The following is a 23,148-nucleotide window of genomic DNA, read 5'->3' as shown; positions in this document are numbered from 1 at the left end:
GCTGATGTAGTAGTGTGCTGATGTAGTAGTGTGCTGATGTAGTAGTGTGCTGATGTAGTAGTGTGCTGATGTAGTAGTGTGCTGATGTAGTAGCTCAGACTTGATCTGACAGTTAGCCATTTTATATGGTGTCTGTCAGCTTAGATTTGAGGTAGATGTTTATCCGCCCAAATCTGTTTACCATCCAATAATGTTTCAAGTGGTGTTCGACCACAGCACATTTTGCCTTGATGAGTTCGATCATTGTTGTAGTAATTTATCCATGCGTCTAGATCTTTATGCTACTTCGATATTAGTCATAAGCGTACAATTCGTGATTATGGTAAATAGCCTTGGTTGCTGTTGTAAATGAACCATTGAAGTCATTTGGAAGGTGAACAGGCTGTTTTGAGCAATTAACTCGTCGTTAACCGCCCTTTAGCCGCTGAAACTTTGTTACAGTTTCAGTGGCCAAAGGATGGCGTAGTGTGTCGGTTCCGGTTGACGCAGATATGGAGTCAAAGTACCCATTTCGGATTGTTTTTGACTCGAAGATCCTCTCGACTTTCCAAAATTTTGGTGAGCTCGGCTAGTTGTACATGAGTCAACAATATACAAAGCGGCGAGGTGAACACCGGCACAATTTGGGCGCTTTTCATCACGCTTTTCACCCCAGATAACTTGTATCGGTTTAAATAACACCAACGCTGTAAACTCGAATAACTTAATAGGAATGAATGCAATGATGAGCGCGTGATTGCTTGGTTTCGTGTACAGGCCAATAAACCTGGTCGCAGTAAGCTTTTAACACCAATTAATTGGATTTTTAATCGCCTAGCAACCCATTTTTGCGATTTGTCTTCCAGTGGGTCAAATACTTCATTGTCCAGCACAAACGGTTTAACATCTTCAACAGCGACTTTCAGGATCATTGCATCCTTCTCTGGACACAATGTGAATCTGAATTTGCCTTGGTGCATGCCTTCAAACAGCAGACCAAATTCAATCCCATGCATCATCATCAGCTTTTTAAAGCTGATTGGCGGATAATAGTCACATGTATCGGAGCACATTCTCGTCCTAAACCAGCGAAAAATTTGTCGCATATCATAAGTTCGATGCCGACGGTTTGAAATGTGATAAAGACTATTAAAGTGACCACTCTGCTCAAGAATATCTAATTGAGTAGGGGTTAGCCCTACTAACTGACGAATGTAAAATGAGCTCGCTCGAAACACCAACGGGACATTGATCTGCGGATATTTATCCACTCGATGTTGCTGGGCGTAACTCGGCCATGTTGTTATCGCAGTATTTGAACAGGCGGGTAAACCTAGCAGATTGCTAATGCTAGTCATTGGCTTATATACATGGTGCTCACCAAATAAACTAAGATAGTGACGATCCTCCCGACATCGGGCACGCCAAATCTCATCGTAGCGGCCCTGCAGTAGGTAAAATGCATCTATAATAATGTGACTATTGAGCTCAAACGCATGGCTCAGCGCCAGAGGATCAAGATCTGTTGGATAGATCAATCGCATGATCGCCTCATACAACAATTCCATTTTCGTCTCATGTTCACCCATTCTTATCCAGTGTTGATAATCCATGTCAATATCGTTAGACACAGACAGTTCTGCCCATGTCATATTACAGTTAGCACAGCCTGTGAATAAATATCTTTGCCACTGCAGCGGGAGTTCACATGTTGGGCAGCGGTCAATCCGTCTACAATGATGTTTGTCACAAAACACATCTATTTGATAATGCTCTGAATGACGAATATACGGTGTTGATTGAATACAGATAGGACACAGCCGAGGTGAATGTTGATAAAACATCCGCCCAGGCATAGACTTGGGAATTTGCTCAAGATAATGCTGCAAATCCATCTCCTGAATATTAACCAATTGCGCCAGTTGACCCAAATTAAAAAACGGGTCAACTTTGGTCTGCTTTATCCCCATTACCACTAAAAATTCTGGTAAATTTCCCCACCCATTGCTTGTTGCTAATCGACACAAATAGGAGGGGAGGGACTCATCAACATATGGGCGCAATCGAATGGGTAATTGTGACGTGACCATTAAAAGTACAATAACTCCACTTTTTTCGTGCTGATTAAAAACGGGCAATGCTTAATGTCATGATCCGCTATCTGACGAAATGCAATTGAAAAGTCTTCTAGGTTTGCAACTTGCCCCACATTGTTGTTTTCAATAAGCGTTTCGAAAATGTTAATTAAAATAGCTATTTTGCCCTGGCTTGCTGCGAGTAGTCGACGCGCAACATTGATGTCTTGCAAATTAATAGTTTTGATTGGCATAATTGTGCTGATTGTATGAAGAAAAGAAAGGTAAAGATCTTCATCTGTATAATCTTCCGTGATCATTTCGCCTTTCATTCTAAATGGGCGTAATCTTATGGATTTAGCAAAACGGCGGTTAAGCTGCGGTTCTTTCAATAATTCGGTCGCATCAGGCATGCCGACTAATACAATCGGACAGTGCGTTTCTGTCATTAAGTTTTTGATGAAATTAATCACTGGTAACGTTTTCTTTTGTGCATTTCGTTCTGAAAGATGCTGTATTTCATCAAAAATAATGATTTTTGTTTCTAGCTCTTCGACTAATGTCGTGATACGTAAAAACATGCTATCAGCACTACCTCGGTCGGGTTTTGGACAGCCCAGCTGTTTTAGCAATGCGGATGATAAACTTTTAACAGTAGCATTAACTGGGGTGACAACGACAACAACAGGCTGAAAAGTATGCGTTTCACTAATGGGAGGATTAAACTTGTCTTTAAAAATGCGAACACAAGTACTTTTACCGAGTCCAGTTTCGCCGGCGATCATTAGCCCTTTCTCATTGAGACCATATGTTTTTATACATCGCTCTAAAGCTGATACGATCTGGATACATTCATGATGTAGAACCGCTTGTTTCAAAAATGCGATGGTTTCTGGTTTGCGCTGTAGATTTAAATCTTGCATATATTCTCCTAATCTCTTGTTTTATATGTTATTATTTTGGGAGGTCTTTTTTGTTGAACTTCTTTATTGTTATTATTTTCTTCAGTCGATGACGTTAATTCACTGAAAGCAGCGGTTTGACGTTTTGTAAACATCTTTTCGATGATGGATGGATCTAGAGCCTGATCTAGTGAGATGGTTTCATTGTTGATTATATTTTTAGTTAATACCTTGTCTTTACTCGCCTGTTTTTTACGCAACTGTGCAGCTTTGCTGATCTCTTTAATTTTAGCATTTGCTATATTTGGTCTGGATACGCTTTCAGTGGCTTTTAATTGCTCAAAAGTTTTCATATGTGAACTTACACATGTGTTTTGAACAAAAAGTGGACTGTTATTGAGGGGGTTGATGACAACAATGTCGCTTGCATCTAATTCGTCGACGTAGAAAATGACTTTATCTTTATGAAGATTCTTGATTTGTAATGAACAGTACAATTGTCGTAATTCATCTGAATTGAAAAACTGCTTTTTATACTGGACCCCTTTTGTTTGTTGAATTTTCCCCAGCGCTTGATGACGTAGATACATGTCAAATATGGAAACATTTGGCGGCACAATGGCGGGGCAAAAAGCAATATTTTTGGCCCATACCTCACTTGGTGATTGATTATTTAAGCCCCCGTGCGGTTCTTGATGATATTCATCATTAATAAGAATACAGACAATTTTTTCGAATTCAGACAAGGTAAGCGTAGCATAATGTTTTCCGGCTTTATCAAATGTCTTTCCATCGGATTTTTTGCCTAAATAACCCGGGATGCCTTTCAGTTTATTGCGTAGTGTACTATTGAATCGCTCAATAAATGGACGTTTCCAAGGTTGACGCGAAGGACCTGCAATTCGTGTTATTTTCAGTTGTGCTAATAATGAGTTCATTGAATCGTTAATAAATGAAGTACCGCTGTCAACGTATAAATTTATTGGCGTCCCATGACATCCCCATTTGTTAGTTAAATAAGTATAATTTTCAGCAGCTTTAGGTAATATTGCATGTCGTAATACACTGACTGCCGCATAGGTTGTTTCTGCACCTTGAATACTGATGTGCATGCCGAGAATGCACCGACTATATACATCGATTATAAGAAAAATGATCGGTTTGCCGATGATCTCACCGTGCTCATTAACAAGATAAATATTCACATGCACAGCATCCATTTCACAGCGTTCAAATAGACCATTAGCTTGGTATTTCTGTTTAGCATTTCGTCTATTCTTGTTAGCAGCGATAACACCTTCGCGTTTCTTTACTACAATATTTTTATCTAGTTTATTGATTTCACGATAAAATGTAGATTTAGACATCATTTTACAATCAAGATCCATTTGATGATGACGATAGGTCAAAATTTTATAACACTGAGCAATATTTGGACCATTTAACGTGAGATATTCACTATCAATAATATCATTAACTAATTGTCGCATCTGTGTTGGAATGCGATTGCTTTGATGTAAACTTGGATCATGCTTGTTTGATTTCAGCAGATATATCGAATTTCTATTATTCACACGCCATTTTTTGTACCAGCGCTGCAAAGTTGAAGCGGATGGCCGATAATTCAGTGGCTCATTAAGGACTTCACCACAGGTTGCGATTGTCAATTTTAATGAATCTTTAGCAGCGTGAAAGAGTTGCTTATCTAGATAATTTAAATACGTGTCATAGCGTTTAATTTGGTCACATTGTTTTTGAGTTAACCACGCATGATCGACATTTGAATTAAACACAGGCAAAGTCAATGTGCCTAATTGATATTCTGCCAATAACTGATCAACAGGGACAATCTGATAATTATCACTTTTTAATACTTGTAGTGTAACTAAATCATCATTCATCATTGTTATTTTGTACTCACGATTTGAGCGAGTAATGACCATGTTAGTTTTAAATATTTGTTGTCGAGTCATTTTGTTTAATCAACTTTGTATTGGGGTTGAGAAGAAGTGATAATTCAAAAGTGTAAAATTGGTTAGCAATCAAAATAATCGCATCACAGAGATGCCAATTGTTTTTTGTTGCGAATTCAACGAGCTCCGAATAACTGAGGATCTTTGGTAACTCAGCTAAACTTTCTTGACACTTGACTGTTGGTTTAAGACCATAAAAACCATAAAGTTTCTTATAGTTTGCAATAGTGTATACATGGTGAATATCTTCATCGGTCACAGTCTCTAAAACCATACCCAGGCCATCCCAAAATAACATTTTGAGTAGGTTGAATTTATTCCTGTTTTTATCATTCTCAAGTTTAGATAATGGTTTCACTTCTTCAAAATAAATGCCTTTTTGCTTATGAGATATAATGATATCTGGGGTATATCGATACACCTTTTTATTTACTGTATAACTAAATGAATGTGGCTGAGTGTTATATGCGACAACGTTTTTGTCGAATTCAAGCATTAGAAGACGTTCTGCTTCTAATTCACTATCGCAATATCGAATCGAATCATTCTTCTTAGAATGAAAATGGATCCTCGATAGAACTTTACTATACCTATTTAATTTACGTTGCTTCATACTTAACTCTCAGTGTGAATTTTTAGTCACCTTACTGAGTTAAATTACGCCTGTAAATATTTTTTTTCACAACCTAAAAATAGCATTTTGAATATTTATACAAGATGTTTTATTTTGTTTCTTTTCTAATATTTTTTCACGTTTATTTTTATTGCTTGTTTATTTTAAAAAATAAATTATCTAGTATTTTAAATAAATAAATAAAATCACAAATGTAAAATTTGACCATTTAAATCAGCCCTTTGCAAACTCTGACTATTGCGCAAAAACATGTTTTCAAACACGCCAATCAGTTAACTTCGGCGGTAAAGCAAAGTGTTATTAGAATTAAATTTTAAATTAGTGAATTTTATTTGATAACTTTGTTTAACCATAAGAAACAAATATTTCAAACCACAAATAACGGCCTTGAGAAATAAGTCAAATTTTGTGCATTTTTATTCATAAAAGATTTTTTTGAGAGGAGCTATGACGAAAAAGCAGACTTACTTTAATGTTTCATGTGAGATAATCGTGTTTTGCTGAGCGCAGTTTGAAATATATCTTCATCTAATTTGAACTATCACGTTTGCAACAAAAGCACTTGTAAGACGATGGGACAGTGTATTAAGTACGATGAAAATCAGATTTGATTTTTTGTTTATGCATTTGTCATGACATTTGATTGCTTGCATGGACGAATTAACGATTTGTAGGATTTTATTGGTTTTAGTGACAAATTTACTATGGATGGTATTTATATTAACCATTTGACTCTAATATGGTTTAAACGGATTATTACCTTTGCCTAACGCTATATTTTTATTGCTACTTTATGGCACAATCCATACGGGATAAAATTTGTCACGGTTTGTTATCTTCTAAGAAGGATCTGGATTGGCAATGAGCATTAATAAAGCAAAGCTAACTGAAACGGATATCATCACCAAGTTCATCATGCCTGCCATTACCAAGGCTGGTTGGGATGATATGACGCAAATTCGCCAAGAAGTGAAATTGCGTGACGGAAAAGTCATTGTGCGTGGCCAATTAGGTGTACGTAAAACGGTTAAGTCTGCAGATATTGTGCTGTATCACAAACCCAGTATGCCGCTGGCGGTTATTGAAGCTAAAGCCAATAAGCATGAAGTCGGTAAGGGGATGCAACAAGCCCTCGATTACGCCCATTTACTTGATGTGCCATTTATCTTCGCCTCGAATGGCGATGGGTTTATATTTCACGATAAGACCAAGCTAGGCACGCCTGATGCGCATAATCTTGAATCTGAAATTCGCTTAGAAGACTTTCCAACACCACAAGAGCTTTGGGCTAAATACTGTGCCTTCAAAGGCTATACCGAATCGCAACTCCCGATAATCAATCAAGCTTATTATGATGATGGTAGCGGTAAACACCCGCGCTATTATCAACTGCAAGCCATCAATAAAACCGTAGAAGCCATCTCATCGGGTAAAGATCGCGTGCTACTGGTTATGGCGACTGGCACCGGAAAAACCTATACCGCATTTCAAATCATTTGGCGCTTGTGGAAATCACGCGCGAAAAAACGCATCTTGTTTTTAGCCGACCGTAACATATTGGTTGATCAAACGCGTATTAATGACTTTCAGCCTTTTGGTCCATCAATGACTAAAATTACTGGACGTACAGTTGATCCCGCTTACGAAATCCATTTAGCGCTGTATCAAGCATTAACTGGCCCAGAAGAAAGCCAAAAAGCCTTTAAACAAGTCGACCCAGACTTTTTCGACCTAATCATTATTGACGAGTGCCACCGTGGTAGCGCTTCAGAAGACAGCGCCTGGCGCGAAATTTTAGAATATTTCAAAAGTGCAGCTCAAGTGGGGTTAACTGCTACGCCAAAAGAAACCGATGAAGTATCAAACTCTGACTACTTTGGCGATCCGATTTATACCTATTCACTTAAAGAAGGTATTGAAGATGGATTCTTAGCACCATACAAAGTGGTGCGAGTCGATATCGATGTCGATTTACAGGGTTGGCGCCCAACAAAAGGTCAAATTGATAACAACGGCGAAGTGATCGAAGACAGAATTTATAATCAAAAAGACTTCGACCGCACCATGGTGATAGATGAACGCACCCAATTGGTTGCCGAAACCATTACCAACTACTTAAAGCGCACCGATCCGATGGCCAAAACTATCGTGTTTTGTAACGATATCGACCACGCTGATCGCATGCGCCGTGCTATTGCCAATCTTAATCCAGAGCAAATGGCAAAAAATGACAAATACGTCATGAAGATAACCGGCGACGACGAACTCGGTAAAGGTCAGCTCGACAACTTCATTAACCCAAAACGCCCGTACCCAGTTATCGCCACCACGTCGGAATTAATGACTACAGGGGTCGATGCCAAAACCTGTAAGCTAGTGGTATTAGATCAAAACATTCAATCCATGACCAAGTTTAAACAAATCATTGGTCGTGGAACCCGTATTGACGATAGGTACGGCAAGTTATGGTTTACCATTTTAGATTTTAAAAAGGCCACAGAGTTATTTGCCGATGAACGCTTTGATGGCACACCTGAAAAAGTCATTAAAGTCACCCCTACAGATATTGAAAATGAAGACATTGATCTCGACTCTGCAATGGATGCGGGAGAGGCAAATGCTGACGGTGAGATAGCAACAGATGCTAATAACACGGATAACAATCAAGATGACACAGTAAACGAACCTCAAGGTGACGGCAGCTTTGACGGTGAGTGGAATGATGATGAACCCCAAAAGATTAATAAGTACCGCGTATCTGGCGTTACCGTTAGCAAAGTTGCTGAGCGAGTGCAGTATTACGACAGCGATGGCAAATTAGTCACCGAATCCTTTAAAGATTACACCCGTAAAACCATGGCGAAACAATTTGGTTCTCTGGATGAGTTTGTAAAACGTTGGAATGAATCTGACCGTAAACAAGTCATCATTGATGAACTCGCTAACGAAGGCATTATCTGGCAAGCACTAGAGGAAGAAGTGGGTAAAGACATGGACCCATTCGATATGATTTGCCACGTGGTGTATGACCAACCGCCATTAACCCGTAAAGAACGGGCCAACAATGTCAAAAAACGTAACTACTTCACTAAATACTCTGATACAGCGCAAGCCGTATTAAACAATCTTCTGGTAAAGTACGCCGATGTTGGTGTGCAAGAAATCGAATCCATGCAAGTGCTCAAAGTGCAGCCGTTTAACCAAATTGGCAGCCTAAGCGAAATAGTAAAAAAAGGCTTTGGTGGTAAACCGCAATATGAGCAAGCGATTGTTGAGCTAGAGCATGAGCTCTATAAGGTCAGTGGATAGCAATATGGTAGTTGATTTTAAAGATATTGATCACCTTAGCCCTGGTGATTTTGAGCTGTTTATTCGTGATTTGTTCTTGGCGTCAGGCTGGAATGATGCTGAAGTTACTCAGGTGGGTAAAGAGTATCGCCATGGTGATGGCGGTGTTGATATTTTTGCCTATAAGGGAAAAAGAAAGTTTGCTATTGAAGTAAAACAACGAAACATTAACACCACTGTTGATGTGAAAGCGCTAAATCAGTTAATTACTGGCGCAAAGCTTGCCAATGTTACTAATAAAATTTTAGTAACTAACTCATATTTTACTTCTGAAGTTAGAACACGTGCTTTACGTTTAGGTGTAGAATTAATAGATCGCGATGAATTGCAAAATCTATGGGTCAAAAAACACTCGGAAATTGGTCGTGAGATCAAACCTCGAAAGTACCAACAAGATGTAATCGAAATTGCAGTGGAAAACTTCGAAGCAGGAAAGACTAAGCTGTTAATCGAAATGGCTACCGGCTTAGGTAAAACCTATACTGTTGCCCATTTGCTCAAGCGTTTAATCCAGAGCTCAGAAAAACGCCCGAGAATACTTTTTCTTGCGCACCAAGTGGAAATTCTATTGCAATCGGTTACGTCATTTAAGAATGTATTAGGTGTTGGTAATTACAGTTTTTCAGCATGTTTTTCGGGCTCCAAACCAGAAGATACAGATCTTGTATTTGCTTCATTTGATACTCTCTACGGCCAAATTGATGCACTGAGTGCCGAGACTTTTGATTTTGTCATTGTTGATGAAGCGCACCACACGCCAGCTAGGACTTATGGAGAAGTAGTTACACGGTTTACACCAAAATTATTGGTGGGGTTAACTGCGACTCCTTATCGGGCTGATAACAAAGATGTTTTAAGCTTTTTTGGTGGTTCCGATGGACATATTGGCAAATACGATCTAATTTGGGCTCTAAAACACCGTAAATTGGCATTTCCTAAATACTTAGTCCTTCTTGACGATCTTGATCAAGACAAAATTGATCAGCTAGAAAGTGGTTTGTCTGTGTCGGATCTAGATAAACAGCTTTTCTTACACAAAAAAGATGAAGAAGTCGTCAAAATCATTGAGAAAACGGTTGTTGAGAAAGAAATCGAGAATGTAAAAGGCATAATTTTTTGTCGAAATATTCAGCACATGCGTCACCTTTTAGGATTTTTTGAGATTGGCACGGTTACGTTAGTTCACTCTAAAATGGCCGATCAAGAACGACGTGAAAACATCCGTAATTTCCGAGAGGGTAATTTTAAGTACATTTTAGTTTGCGATTTATTCAATGAAGGGATTGATATTCCTGAGACCAACCTACTTATTTTTATGAGGTATACAGGCTCACGAACGATTTGGTTACAGCAGTTAGGCCGTGGTCTACGAAAAACCCCGAATAAAGACTACGTACATGTACTTGATTTTGTCGGCTCATTAGAGCGATTAAATGAAGTTAAAGAATTGGCTCAAGCGGTAGAACGTGAGCCACTAGATGAAGCCAGTCTTGTTGACGACGACGAACCTAGACCAAGTAAAACAGTGCTTCATGATACTACTTTAGAAGTCAAATATAATGAAGAAGCTGCCAAAGTACTCACTCTACTTGAACACATGAAAATGCAGCTAAATAGCCGCGAGTTACTTATTGATCAGCTCCGAGGATATTTTGAGCAACATGGTTTAATTCCATCAATTAAGGAATTAAAACAGTACTTACCGGATGTGAGCTTGGATCAAATAGCGACTCATTTTGGTTCTTACCATAGCTTTTTACTGGCGGCATTTGATCAAGAGGTTAATGTAAATGCATCTGTAGAACGGATTAAAAGTTTTATTTCAGAATTCGCCATGCAACAGAAAATAGTTCCTAGCTATCGTGCGATAACCTACCACTTTATGCATCACCAATTGTTTGAATTTACCGAGCGCGAGATCAAACATCTAGTGTCTGACGCTGATCTTCAACAGGATGAGCAACATGTGGTAATTCAAACGGATGCAGATGAAACAACCAGTACTCAAGTTCAGTGTGATTTATTACAAAAGTACCAAGGCAAAGTAGTGATCCGAGCAGATTTAAAACAAATATCTGAAAATGACCAAGAGAGAATCAAGCAGAAATATCGCTCAATGTCAGTATTTTTAAAGAAGCTAAAGGAAGTGGTTTAACTTGGAATTTGACCTAAATGAAGCACGTATAGCCGTAGCGCTTACAAAGTTATTGAAAGATTTAGATAACACTCATCAATTAGAATCAGGCAATGCGCAAACAATGTGGGATATCGTAGAGCAGCTTGATAGTCATTCATTTGCCAACTTGCACCGAAATGTATATTTCGCGGACTTCCTTCGTCAAATAGCCATTAGCTTCTCCGTTGACTCAGAAATGATTGAACTAAGCAATCAAATTGAAATTTCCAATGATGAAATGGCGCCTGTTATTGAAGCGCCTTCAAATGACGAGGTGCCTCAGGAACTTACGCAAAATGAGCAGGTAGAAGCCTTTCAGTTAGATGTTGTAGATGCTCCCCTTGAGACAGCTTCCGATCAAAATCCTGAAGTTGAGACTGAGTCTTTTATTGTACCAAATTTGGCGACACAGCTGGATGATCTAATACTACCAGACAGATTCCTAAAGCTAATAAAACGCCTACGTAACGCCAGTTTAAATAACTCAGAGTTTCGTCTCGGAGATACTCTCGAAGATTTAGTCTCAATTTCTGTGGGAAAAGTAGCCAGCCTTAACGGTGTTGGCTTCTCTTATGTTGAAACACTTAAAGAGCTAAAGGCAATTGTTGCTAGTCAGTCTGGTATTAAAATAGACAGCGACAATTCAGTGTCTAAATTTGCTTTAGATGAAATTGATACCTCAAACTACTTAATCAGCATGGCGGGCGTTGAGCCGAGATTTTTGAAAGCCTTAGCTAAATATGCTCGACATGTGGAACTGCCCAATCTAGCAGAGGATATTGATTTAGTTTTATCATTGGTACGACAAGAGTTATTAAACTTACCAGGTTTTGGTAAAGGCGTGGTTGACACGCTAATAGAGTTTAAGGGCATTTTACAGACTGAAATTCAAGCAATTGTAAGTGACGAAATTAACTACCTAGCTTTTGAGTCAACTATCATTGTGCCTAAGATCATTCAGTCGTTAACGCTAAACGAGATTGAACAGTTATTACTAGAGGATATCGATAATTTTCTTGAAAAATTACCCGACGATGAAGGCGAAATTGCCCAACGCCGCTGGGGATTTGTTGAAGAAAAACAAACACTAGAAGAAGTTGGAGCGCAATTTGGCGTAACACGAGAACGTATTCGCCAGAAAGAGGCGCTAATAAACGCTCGTTTTTGTCTAAATCTTCGAGTTAATCCAACTTCACTTTGGCAATTACTTCAACCCGCAATGCAGGCAGAATTGAAGGAACAAATTCCAGACTTGTTCCAATGTTTCTCTACAGAAAAAGCGTTTTATGAATTCCTAGATATCATTTGTCAGCAGGAAAAACTATTTGAATATGTTTACCCAGAAATAGATAAATCGATTTTAAATACGTTTTTCGCTGAAAACGGTGCGCCAATTTTGCTTCAAGATGCAATCGATGTAATTGAAGATGCAAACTTGGAAAATGTACGAAACCATAAAAATGCAGTTCTTAATCTGCAAAGACAGGGGGTCATTGTTGTCGAAGGCGAAAACATTTGGCCGTGTTTATTAGGCAAGTCTGAGGCGTCAGCATGCGTCTTGGTTAATCACCCTCGCGGCTTACCTTGGTTAGACATTGCAAAGTTGGTTAATGCGAATAGCTATTCTCGATCTGAAATCTACGTTGATCGCCTTGATCATGAAGCGTTTAAACATAAAGATTACATTTACTTGGCAGGTAAGGGCGTATACAAGCATACGCGCTTTATTAATGCTGAAATCATTGATCTGGATACAGTATTTACCTCACTTGATGATTATATGGAAACAACGGCAAGAGAGGTATTTCATCTGAATGAGTGTTATCAGTCATCAGAATACCTCAAACGATTTAATTACTATGAAATTCGCCATTTTGTAAAACATTTTGGTGAGGACTATGGCTATTACTTTGCAGGGCGATCACAGGCGGATTCAGTCGGTCGAGAAAAAGGCTTTAAAAATATCACGCAAAAGGATGTGATTATTGAAGCAATGAATGCCCGCGAAAAACCATTTACTAAACCTGAGGTGGCTGGATTATTAAAAAGTAAAAGCTTGGGCCATGCTGCCTACTATTTAGATGGCATGATTGATGAGGCAAAAGTAGTTCAAGTAGATCGCCAAATGTATACTACACCCCAGCAAGCTTATAAGAACATTGAGCTTCAAACTTATTTGCAACCTATGCAGCACATTTTGGAAAAGTGCAGTAAGCCCGTGGATGCTTCTATTTTTCAACAAGCGCTTAACCCGCTTTTATCTGTAAGTTACTCAAAATATTTTTACATGGGCATTGCCCGTTGCCATGCCGCAGAACAAGGTTGGCATCGTGCTCATGGCTTGTATAGCGTTTCGCCAATTGCGTTCAATAGCTTAACGGATGCGTTAAATAAATATTGTACAAAAGACCAACTAGTCAAAGACAGCATTGAGTGCTTGCAGCAGCATATCGCTATTACAAAAGAAAATGCCTCACAAATCATACATAACTGGCGCAATGCGACGGTTACTTAACGAATTAGAGAACCACTATGTCTATCAGCTCAGCAATTAAATCCATTCAAGACATCATGCGTAAAGATGCCGGTGTCGATGGCGACGCCCAGCGCCTTGGTCAAATGTCGTGGTTACTGTTTTTAAAAGTATTCGACGCCCAAGAAGAAGAGCTCGAGCTTGAATTAGACGACTACCGCGAGCCCATCCCCGAGCAATTTTTATGGCGCAATTGGGCAGCCGATAACCAAGGCATAACCGGTGATGAGCTGTTAGAGTTTGTCAACGACCAGCTATTTCCTGAGCTTAAAAACCTCACCGCACCAATCGATAAAAACCCACGCGGCTATGTTATCAAAGAGGCCTTTAGTGATGCCTTTAACTACATGAAAAACGGCACGCTACTGCGCCAAGTGATTAATAAGCTAAACGAAATAGACTTTACCGACTCAAAAGAGCGCCACTTATTTGGCGACTTATATGAGCAAATCCTGAAAGACCTACAAAGCGCAGGCAACGCGGGCGAATTTTATACCCCGCGCGCCATCACCAAATTTATAGTGGCGGTAACCGACCCAAAACTGGGCGAGTCAATCATGGACCCCGCCTGTGGTACCGGTGGCTTTTTAGCCTGTGCGTTTGACCATGTTAAAGCCAACTATGTTCAATCCGGCGACGACCATCAAACCCTGCAACAGCAAATCTTTGGTGTCGAGAAAAAGCAGCTGCCGCATTTACTCTGTACCACCAACATGATGCTGCACGGCATTGAAGTGCCGGTGCAAATTAAACACGGCAACACCCTAAACAAACCGCTTTCAAGCTGGGATGAGCAGGTCGACGTTATCATCACCAACCCGCCATTTGGCGGCACCGAAGAAGACGGCATCGAAAAAAACTTCCCCAGCGACATGCAAACCCGCGAAACCGCCGACTTGTTTTTACAGCTTATTATTGAGGTGTTAGCCACGAAAGGGCGCGCCGCAGTGGTATTGCCAGATGGCACCTTGTTTGGTGAAGGCGTCAAAACCAAAATCAAAAAGCACTTGGTAGAGGAATGTAACTTACACACGATTGTAAGATTGCCTAATGGCGTGTTTAACCCCTACACCGGCATTAAAACTAATATTCTGTTTTTTACTAAAGGCATGCCAACCAAAGACGTGTGGTTTTATGAGCACCCTTACCCAGCAGGGGTAAAAAACTACAACAAAACCAAACCAATGAAGTTTGAAGAGTTCGAGACAGAGCTTGCATGGTGGGGCAATGAGGCCGACGGTTTTGCCAGCCGCATTGAAAGCGAGCAAGCATGGAAAGTCTCCATAGACGAGATTATTGTCCGCAACTACAACCTCGACATTAAAAACCCTCATGTCGGCGAAGTCATCAGTCACGACCCGCAAGAGTTATTAGCCGACTATTCAAAGCAGCAAGCCGACATACAAGCACTGCGTGACCAGCTTAAAGGCATATTGTCAGCGGCGCTGTCTAAAGGTAGCGAGGACAAGTAATGGCTGAGTTAAAAACACCAACCACAAGCGCCGAGAGCTTAATCACCGACCAGCTTGATATTTGGACGACGGCCATCGAGCAAAAGTCGTCAGCAGGGCGTGGCAGTTCGAATAAATTTAGTCTGTATGGCATTAAAAAATTGCGTGAGCTGATTTTAGAGCTCGCCGTGCATGGCAAACTAGTGCTGCAGGCCAGCCGCGAGGCGAGAAATAGTCCGAATTATGAACCCGCCTCAGTCTTGCTTGAGCGCATAGCGACTGAAAAAGCCCAGTTGGTGAAAGAGGCGAAGCTTAAAAAACAAAAGCCGTTGCCTGAGATTAGTGAGGATGAAAAGCCGTTTGAATTGCCGAATGGTTGGGGGTGGGCGAGACTAGGTGAGTATGCAGAAGTAAAAGGCGGCAAACGTTTACCAAAAGGCCACACATTAATGAGTGAGCAGACTGAGTATGCGTATATTCGTGTAACTGATATGAAGGATGGTACGGTTAATCTGCATGGCTTACAGTATTTGACTGCTGATACACAAAAGTTAATTAAGCAATATACAATTTCAAAGGATGACCTATATATAACTATTGCAGGAACTATTGGTGAAGTTGGTTGCATACCAGAAGAACTCGATGGTATGAATCTAACTGAAAATGCAGCTAAAATTATCTTTAATCACATAGACAAATTATGGTTAAAGCAAGCTTTGACAGCTAATTTTTCTATGAATCAATTTATAGAGAAGGTCAATCAGCTAGCTCAACCCAAGTTAGCCTTGCATCGAATATTAAGTTCAATCCTTCCTATTCCACCACTCGAAGAACAACACCGTATCGTCGCTAAAGTCGATGAGCTAATGAGTTTGTGTGATGCCCTTGAGGCGCAAACTGAAAACAGTATTTCGGCACATCAAACCTTAGTGGAAGTGCTGTTAGCGGCCTTGCTGCAAGCGCCGGAGCAACACGCAACCCCCGAACACACTAGAATGCAGTTTGAGCAAAACTGGCAACGGGTAAGCGAACATTTCGACACGCTATTCACCACCACCGCCAGCATCGACACCCTAAAACAAACCATTTTACAACTCGCCGTGATGGGCAAGTTGGTGCCATGGACTAAAGATGCTCAAGAAAATGAATTGAAAAAGTATTTATCGTTTGGTCCAAGAAATGGTTTTTCACCTAAAGAAGTTCCAACAGTAACTGATGTTAGTGTCTTAAAGTTGGGTGCCACCACTTATGGTTATCTTGATTTAAACCAAACAAAGTATGTAGATATTAAAGTTGAAGGCGATTCGCACCTTTGGCTCCGTGAAGGCGATATTTTAATTCAACGTGGTAACTCGGCTAATTACGTTGGTTGTAATTGCTTAGTCAAAATGGATGTAGCGGGTGTAATTTATCCGGATTTGATGATGAAGCTAAGAACTGTGGGACATTTGAGTCCTGAGTTTTTATCAATATGGTTATCTTCTCCAAAGTCTCGACAATTCATGTGGGACCGTATGACAGGGACATCAGGAACTATGCCGAAGATTAGCAAAAAAATAGTTGAGGCAATACCTATCATTGTTCCCTCGCTTGAAGTGCAACACCGTATCGTTGCCAAAGTCGATGAGCTAATGGCACTGTGCGACCAACTCAAAGCCCGTTTAAGTGATGCCCAAACCACCCAACTCCACCTCACCGACGCCATCGTCAAACAGGCGGTGTAAGTATGGCCATTGTCTTTCATCAGCCGCAAACCATTTCGGCGTTATTGAAGCAAAATCTCACGATCCCTGAGTATCAACGCCCCTACAAATGGCATCCCAAGCATGTTAACCAGCTGATGGATGACATTGTTAACCACCGCACTAAGCCGTGTTATCGGTTGGGTACTGTGGTACTGCATCAAGACAAAGAATCAAAGAATGAGGATGTCAAAGGGGCGCTAAACATCGTTGATGGTCAACAGCGCCTGCTAACCTTAACGCTACTTTGCACCATGCTGGATGGGGCAGAGAAAGCTATTTCATCCACTTTGCTTGAGCATAAGTTTGGATCATCAGTCAGTATCAAAAACCTCAAAAATAATGCACAAATTATCTCCGAACGGTTAGCAAGCCTGCCATCTCGCCAAAAGCAGGAACTGCTCGATTTTGTGCTTAACAAGTGCGAGCTGGTCCAAGTTACGCTCGATGACTTGAGTGAAGCGTTTCAGTTTTTTGACTCGCAAAACGCCCGTGGTAAGGCGCTTGCCCCGCATGATTTACTCAAAGCCTATCATTTGCGTGAAATGATGGACTCAACAGAGCAAACAGAGCGCCTACACCATGTAAGTTTGTGGGAGCAGGGCGTTAACCCAGATGATGATTCAGCCAATTTGCATACCATCATGGGGGAGTTTTTGTTCCGTATGCGCCGTTGGGTTGACGGTGACTACGGTATTCAGTTCAGTCGCCATAACATCGATGTATTCAAAGGCATCAACTTAGATAGCACTCAGTACGCCTATGTGGATTCCATGCTTGCGCTTGATTATGCAGTTGAAACCTTTAATGCTGATCCTGCGCGAAAATGGGACAAGCAAACTAAAGGGTATCCATTCCAAGTGGATCAAGTGATGATCAACGGTAAGCGCTTTTTTGAGTACATTCAGCATTACATGGCCATTCACTCAAGCTTGTTTGTAGGCAACGAGGCAAGGCTCGCTTCATTTGTTGATAAGTACACTCGCTACAGTGGCAGCCATCGTAAAGGTGATAGCTATGTGCGAAACCTGTTTTTGTGTGCAGTGATGTATTACTACGACAAGTTTGGCGATGTGCAGTTAAACAAAGCCGCGCAGATTTGTTATCGCTGGAGTTATTTTTTGCGCCTTGAACTGCAACGCATTGGTATGGAGTCGGTAGACAATCACGCTAAAGGTCGTAATGGGTTATTTAGAGCCATTCGCAAAGCCGTCCACCCTCAACAGGTGCTGAACTTTCAGCCGCCTTATATCAAAGAGCTTAACTTCAAGAATGCGGAACACGTGAAGGCATCAATTGAAGCAATGAAATCGGGAAGTATTAATGAGTGATCTGAACCAAGTAGAGCAGTTATCCGTTAGCGCACTTTTCGATAGTAAAACCCAATACGTGATCCCCATTTACCAGCGTAATTACGCTTGGGGTGCGCCTGAGATTGAGCAGCTTCTTCAAGATATCAGTGATGCCGCAGGGTTGACTAATCAGCCAGATAAAACAGCGAGTGCGAAACAAGCAAAGTATTATTTGGGTAGCCTTGTGGTTTATCAGCGTACTACTCATTCGCAGCAATCTAATGTGGTGTACGAAACCATAGATGGGCAACAAAGGCATACCACGCTCTCTATCTTATTGGCGTATTTAAAGCATCGAAAAGTACTGAATGAAGAGAAATTAGCAGGGCTTGATATTAACCTTACCTTTGATAGTCGTCCAAAATCTTCCAGAGCGTTAGCTGACATCTATACGGGACAAACCAACGGCGAGACCGAAGAGCCTAACATCCACGCTGCATTTAGCATTATTCGGCGTTTCTTCAAAAGCAAAGGGCTTGATATAGAGCCTAAAACAAAGCTGTTTTTTGAATACTTGTTAGAAAGCGTCATCATATTAAAAGTTGTTGTGCCGCCACAAACCGATCTTAATCATTATTTTGAGATCATGAATAACCGTGGCGAACAGCTAGAAAAACACGAAGTATTGAAAGCTAAATTTATGGCTTCTCTTGGCAATGAGGATGAAAGAAACTGTTTTTCAACTATCTGGGATGCTTGCTCAAATATGACGTGCTATACCCAGATGGGCTTTCAATCCGACTTGCGTAAAGCAGTATTTGGTGACAATTGGCAAACAATACCAGCAAGTTTTGAGGCGATTCAAGCAACGCATACCAGCAAACAGCAAAAACAAGATGCTATGACTTTACGTGAAATTATCGACAACAAGGCATCTAGTGCAAGCACCGATGATGAAGAACGAGAGAAAGAAGAACGTTTTGGCACGGTTATCGACTTTTCAAACTTCTTACTGCATGTACTCAAGTTGATGCCTGAGATTAAGGATGTATCGCTTGATGATAAAAAACTACTTGATGCGTTTATCTGTAAAGATACTGGCTTGAGGGTTAAAGCCAAAGCCTTTGTGTATGAGCTACTTAAATGCCGAATTCTGTTTGATAGCTACATCATTAAGCCAGACCAACACGATGAAAAGCGCAAGTGGAGTTTGTTAAGACTTAATGCTTACACAAATAAAAATAGCCTGAGCCCTGAGTACCCAAATGCGTTTAGTAGTGAGCAGAACGAAAAGATTCGAATGAGCTTGGCAATGTTCCATGTGTCGAACCCCGCAATGGTGTATAAGCGCTGGCTAAGTGACGCACTAAACATATTGAATACACATACAACACAGGACGCTAATTTAGAGGTTGATGGTGAGGTGTACTTAACTGAGCTTGAGCGCTTAAGCGAACGCTATTTTGAAGAAATCACTAAAGGTCAATCTTTGGCGTTTAGTGAAGATGAAGAGAATCCTGGCGTATTGCATCAAGGAACCGATGTGCAGAACTTCGTGTTTAACCGATTGGATTACCTATTGTGGCGAACTCTATCAGAGGGTAAACCAGTTGGCGGCATTACTAAAGAGAATCTAGCGGGGCACTTTACAAGCTTTCAATTTGCGTTCAGAACCTCTGTTGAGCATTACTTCCCACAAACCGATCCATCAGGTGCTAGCAAAATGAAGGATGTAGACCGCTTTGGCAATCTGTGTTTAATTTCGCCTAGCAGTAACTCAAGGCTTAGCAATTATTCTCCGCAAGATAAGAAGACGTTCTATCAAGAAAACAATCGAGCGGAGAGCTTAAAGCAAGCGATTATGATGAATTACACTGACTGGGGCCCAGAAGGGGAAGGACTAATAAATATCGAAAAACACGAAACACTCATGTTAAATGTTTTATCGGATAGAAAAGTATAAGTTAGCTATAAGGTATCAATTAGTTTTATTGAAATAATATCGATTTGGCAACAGCAGGTAGCAAAATGGATTTACAACTGACAATACAAACTTCCGATCTAGGCTTTGACTATGACCTAGAACTACATAGCTGGCAGCAAAAGCTACAAGCCTTTAGAGTATTCGGTACTAAGCCTAAAGAACGGTTAGAGGGAGGACTGGGATTAGGATTAAACCTCATCACCCAGTTTTCATCAGGCGATGAATGGTTAGCTCAGATCCCTAAACAATATTTAGCAGTTACAAATACTTTTTCCGAACATGAATATCAGCTGTTGTGGCTTGCAGCTAATAGTCAGCAAGCGGCTCAATTGTTATTAATGCGACCATTGTTGTTGGTACTTATTTGTGAGCAATACCCGATTGATAATGACAAAGCGTTATCGTTAAGTCATCTCGGACAACGCGACATTCTCAAAGAACTCGGCTACGACAACGCAAAAGCGACACTTAAATTTATAGACAAGTTTACACTCAAATTTGAGCGAGATGTAGAGTTAAAGTTTTTGAAAAAGCTGTTAGATAAAACAATGTGTCGCTACAAAGTTTTTAAACATCACCAAACAATAAACTATTTGACCATAAGCCTGGATAACCGATACCCATTTTTAACCTGCACAAAATTAGGCCATGCCATAGCAAATGATAAAAGTATCAAAAGAGGGTCGTTACGTGCTTGTTTAGCCGACACCATAGCACTGGGTTTAGCGCTCGGTATAAATGAGCCTGCGAACAGAATTGGCCAGCTTTCGTCATTTGATGAGCTTGAAGGATTGCACCAACGATGGATAGATCTTCGTAATGATATTGACCGACTTGAATCAAGACCAGTCGACGCTGATGTGCAATATCCACAATTTATTGCTAGTGAGCCAAACTTTGTCGCGATAGATAATTATGATGCGCTTATTCATGAAGGGATGACTCAAAAGCATTGTATTGCTGTTTATCACAATCGGATTGTCTCAGGACATTATTTTGCATTTAAAATGGAACGCCCACAAAGAGTGACCATTGGAGTGAAAGTCAATAAACGCATTGGCATGCTTGAATTGGATCAAATCTCCGGGATACGTAATGCAATCGCAACAAATGAAACTCGAGAGATAGTCTATATGTGGTTTGAGAGAGTTAAGAAAACCTATAAGCAAAAATTTAACCCTGAGTCTGAATAAAGGCTTAAAAAATTACGAAATGGATCTGGCCTTACAAAAGTCTGTTTGCATTTGTAGGCTTTATTAAAGGAATAATACACGTCAGTTATCAATATCACCAACTGAGAAAAACTCATTAAAAAAAATGCCACAGGATTTAAAAAAGTCATGTGGTATAACTGACAACAAAAAGCGCTCTGAATAGAATATTGCACCAAAGTTGTGCGATGAAATTATTTATTTCAACTTAACCATTTGATTATAAAAACCAAAACACCAAAGTCACGAAGTGACACAAAACTCATTTGGTATGAAAAACCACACTCAGTACGAACTTTCGAATCCTTAAAGGCATAGGCTATTTAACATAATATACATTGTGCGTAGTTGTGTGTGGGTATTTTTATATGCTTTTAAAGCTACATTAGACAACTAACATAGCTTTTAAATATGACCTTATTTTAAATTCTGAGCCATATTACCTTGATTATATCTTCAGATTTCACATAGCGTTGCCTGTTAAATATGCATATTTGATGACATTAATTAGCTAAATGATTAAATGGTTTATTTTGTGCACTTTGATCACGTTCTGTCTGGCTAGTATGTAAATATTGTGACGTGGTATCAATACTTTCATGGCCTGCATCAGCTTGAACATGTGATAATGGTCTTTGGTTTAAATTGATGTCATGAGTTATACCGGTATGACGAATATTATGTGCGGTTAGTTTCCTCATGAGTTGACTGTCATAATCAAAACCATCTTCAAACGCTTTATCTGCTGCGAGATTTATTAAGGTATTAATTTCTTCACGAATTTGTCTTATCCCTAGGTTAGCATTTAGCATTCCAGAATCTCGACCATGACCAGCGGCTTTATGTCTAACAAAAATCGGATGCGTTTCATTGGCACTTGGTAATGCTGACAGGCCTAGATATTCTCTATAGGATTTAAGACCTGTTAGTAGTGATTTCGAAATAGCAATATTTCTTGCTTTGCCACTTTTAGAAAATGGTACATAAAAATACCAAATACCAGTATGCGGATTCTTTTTAAATTGACTCATTAATGGCGAGTATCCAGCTCTAGCGCTGATTTCAGAAATTCTAAGATAGCAACTATAGAGTAAATTAATTAAAAACAAGCTACGTTGATGTTTTTCTGGCTGCGATATTGCTAACTCAGAAACTGTAGAAACCACGTATGACCATTGTAGTTCAGTAAAAGCATGATGATTATCATCGTCATCTTTTATGTATTTTTTCTTAACAGCAAAACGACTGTATTTGAGCCATAATTGTGCAGGATTTTTCTCTGTGTATTCTTCACTAATTAAATAACTATACATAGATGATACTATTGCTATTTTGGTTTTTAGTGCGTTATCACTCAAACTATATGGTTGTGGTTTTCCAAGTATTTTTTTACCTACAAATGGCCGCCATTGTGGATTTGGTATTCTTTCATTTATGCTTTTTTCTAGCTTAAATTGTGGCACATTAAAATAACCAATAAATTCGTTGGGAGGTGTTTCGCAGTATGCAATATACCTGGCGATATCTTTTCTAGTTACCATTATTGGCGATATTACAGCCACATCAAAACACCAATGTAGAAATGTGGTTAATTCACTTCGGTAGGCTTTATAGTTATTTTCACTATGCCGTTGCTCATATAACCAATCAGAGCAATGTTCAATAATTAAACCGGCATCAGTTACATTATCAAGAGAAATTTGAGTGATGTATTGATTAACGACACTATTACCTTCAAGTAAGAAGTCAGCAGAGTCAAAAAGCGGTAATACTGGTGGTAGAGTGTAATCCATATATTTTATATCTAATTAAAACACGTACTTATTCTAGCATTATCATGATGCCGAT

13 protein-coding genes and 1 pseudogene are annotated in these 23,148 nt (G+C 39.9%); 8 read left to right on the top strand and 6 right to left on the bottom strand.

The window, feature by feature from the left end:
• Positions 1 to 140 precede the first annotated feature (140 nt).
• From Q4533_RS14035 to Q4533_RS14015, 5 genes and pseudogenes are all read right to left on the bottom strand, one after another.
• A pseudogene (locus tag Q4533_RS14035) lies at positions 141 to 278 on the bottom strand (IS481 family transposase); the annotation flags it as partial.
• Positions 279 to 497: 219 nt separating this feature from the next.
• Positions 498 to 2,069, bottom strand: a complete 1,572-nt coding sequence (locus Q4533_RS14030) for a TniQ family protein (protein WP_303502962.1) — start codon at positions 2,067 to 2,069, stop codon at positions 498 to 500.
• Positions 2,069 to 2,977: a TniB family NTP-binding protein gene (locus Q4533_RS14025; RefSeq protein WP_303502961.1), complete on the bottom strand. Its 909-nt coding sequence runs from the start codon at positions 2,975 to 2,977 to the stop codon at positions 2,069 to 2,071. The genes Q4533_RS14030 and Q4533_RS14025 overlap by 1 nt, the downstream gene beginning before the upstream one ends.
• A gap of 8 nt (positions 2,978 to 2,985) precedes the next feature.
• Positions 2,986 to 4,929 carry a transposase gene (locus Q4533_RS14020; RefSeq protein ID WP_303502960.1) on the bottom strand — a complete coding sequence of 648 codons (1,944 nt, stop codon included), beginning with the start codon at positions 4,927 to 4,929 and terminating at the stop codon, positions 2,986 to 2,988.
• The gene (locus Q4533_RS14015; protein WP_303502959.1) at positions 4,907 to 5,542 is read right to left on the bottom strand and encodes a Tn7 transposase TnsA N-terminal domain-containing protein; all 636 of its coding nucleotides are present in this window, start codon (positions 5,540 to 5,542) and stop codon (positions 4,907 to 4,909) included. Before Q4533_RS14015 ends, Q4533_RS14020 begins: the two co-directional genes overlap by 23 nt.
• An 882-nt stretch (positions 5,543 to 6,424) precedes the next feature.
• Between Q4533_RS14015 and hsdR the strand changes: the two genes are divergently transcribed.
• From hsdR to Q4533_RS13975, 8 genes are all read left to right on the top strand, one after another.
• Entirely contained in the window at positions 6,425 to 8,872 is a 2,448-nt protein-coding gene (hsdR, locus tag Q4533_RS14010) for an EcoAI/FtnUII family type I restriction enzme subunit R (RefSeq protein ID WP_303502958.1), read from the top strand.
• Positions 8,873 to 8,876: 4 nt separating this feature from the next.
• Positions 8,877 to 11,066 carry a DEAD/DEAH box helicase family protein gene (locus Q4533_RS14005; protein WP_303502957.1) on the top strand — a complete coding sequence of 730 codons (2,190 nt, stop codon included), beginning with the start codon at positions 8,877 to 8,879 and terminating at the stop codon, positions 11,064 to 11,066.
• Between the two features lies 1 nt (position 11,067).
• Positions 11,068 to 13,602, top strand: coding sequence for a sigma factor-like helix-turn-helix DNA-binding protein (locus Q4533_RS14000; protein ID WP_303502956.1), 2,535 nt, complete (start codon positions 11,068 to 11,070; stop codon positions 13,600 to 13,602).
• Positions 13,603 to 13,619: 17 nt separating this feature from the next.
• The gene (locus Q4533_RS13995) at positions 13,620 to 15,092 is read left to right on the top strand and encodes an N-6 DNA methylase (protein ID WP_303502955.1); all 1,473 of its coding nucleotides are present in this window, start codon (positions 13,620 to 13,622) and stop codon (positions 15,090 to 15,092) included.
• Entirely contained in the window at positions 15,092 to 16,795 is a 1,704-nt protein-coding gene (locus tag Q4533_RS13990) for a restriction endonuclease subunit S (RefSeq protein WP_303502954.1), read from the top strand. The genes Q4533_RS13995 and Q4533_RS13990 overlap by 1 nt, the downstream gene beginning before the upstream one ends.
• Before the next feature lie 2 nt (positions 16,796 to 16,797).
• The gene (locus tag Q4533_RS13985) at positions 16,798 to 18,144 is read left to right on the top strand and encodes a DUF262 domain-containing protein (protein WP_303502953.1); all 1,347 of its coding nucleotides are present in this window, start codon (positions 16,798 to 16,800) and stop codon (positions 18,142 to 18,144) included.
• Entirely contained in the window at positions 18,137 to 20,068 is a 1,932-nt protein-coding gene (locus tag Q4533_RS13980) for a DUF262 domain-containing protein (protein WP_303502952.1), read from the top strand. The genes Q4533_RS13985 and Q4533_RS13980 overlap by 8 nt, the downstream gene beginning before the upstream one ends.
• Before the next feature lie 65 nt (positions 20,069 to 20,133).
• Positions 20,134 to 21,282, top strand: a complete 1,149-nt coding sequence (locus Q4533_RS13975; protein ID WP_303502951.1) for a PcfJ domain-containing protein — start codon at positions 20,134 to 20,136, stop codon at positions 21,280 to 21,282.
• 521 nt (positions 21,283 to 21,803) lie between these two features.
• Here Q4533_RS13975 and Q4533_RS13970 read toward each other — a convergent pair.
• The gene (locus Q4533_RS13970) at positions 21,804 to 23,093 is read right to left on the bottom strand and encodes a site-specific integrase (protein ID WP_102476811.1); all 1,290 of its coding nucleotides are present in this window, start codon (positions 23,091 to 23,093) and stop codon (positions 21,804 to 21,806) included.
• Positions 23,094 to 23,148 lie beyond the last annotated feature (55 nt).

The organism is Shewanella sp. 6_MG-2023 (assembly GCF_030547195.1).
Lineage (GTDB): Bacteria > Pseudomonadota > Gammaproteobacteria > Enterobacterales > Shewanellaceae > Shewanella.
Note: the sequence above shows the minus strand (reverse complement) of the source record. Positions and strands in the feature narration are given on the sequence as shown.

What these genes read in the sequence shown, in the direction of transcription:
- Q4533_RS13975 (WP_303502951.1), top strand. Translation starts at nt 20,134, where the DNA reads ATGGATTTACAACTGACAATACAAACTTCCGATCTAGGCTTTGACTAT.
- Q4533_RS14020 (WP_303502960.1), bottom strand. Translation starts at nt 4,929, where the DNA reads ATGACTCGACAACAAATATTTAAAACTAACATGGTCATTACTCGCTCA.
- Q4533_RS14025 (WP_303502961.1), bottom strand. Translation starts at nt 2,977, where the DNA reads ATGCAAGATTTAAATCTACAGCGCAAACCAGAAACCATCGCATTTTTG.
- Q4533_RS13980 (WP_303502952.1), top strand. Translation starts at nt 18,137, where the DNA reads ATGAGTGATCTGAACCAAGTAGAGCAGTTATCCGTTAGCGCACTTTTC.
- Q4533_RS13970 (WP_102476811.1), bottom strand. Translation starts at nt 23,093, where the DNA reads ATGGATTACACTCTACCACCAGTATTACCGCTTTTTGACTCTGCTGAC.
- Q4533_RS14015 (WP_303502959.1), bottom strand. Translation starts at nt 5,542, where the DNA reads ATGAAGCAACGTAAATTAAATAGGTATAGTAAAGTTCTATCGAGGATC.
- Q4533_RS14005 (WP_303502957.1), top strand. Translation starts at nt 8,877, where the DNA reads ATGGTAGTTGATTTTAAAGATATTGATCACCTTAGCCCTGGTGATTTT.
- hsdR (WP_303502958.1), top strand. Translation starts at nt 6,425, where the DNA reads ATGAGCATTAATAAAGCAAAGCTAACTGAAACGGATATCATCACCAAG.
- Q4533_RS13995 (WP_303502955.1), top strand. Translation starts at nt 13,620, where the DNA reads ATGTCTATCAGCTCAGCAATTAAATCCATTCAAGACATCATGCGTAAA.
- Q4533_RS13985 (WP_303502953.1), top strand. Translation starts at nt 16,798, where the DNA reads ATGGCCATTGTCTTTCATCAGCCGCAAACCATTTCGGCGTTATTGAAG.
- Q4533_RS14030 (WP_303502962.1), bottom strand. Translation starts at nt 2,069, where the DNA reads ATGGTCACGTCACAATTACCCATTCGATTGCGCCCATATGTTGATGAG.
- Q4533_RS13990 (WP_303502954.1), top strand. Translation starts at nt 15,092, where the DNA reads ATGGCTGAGTTAAAAACACCAACCACAAGCGCCGAGAGCTTAATCACC.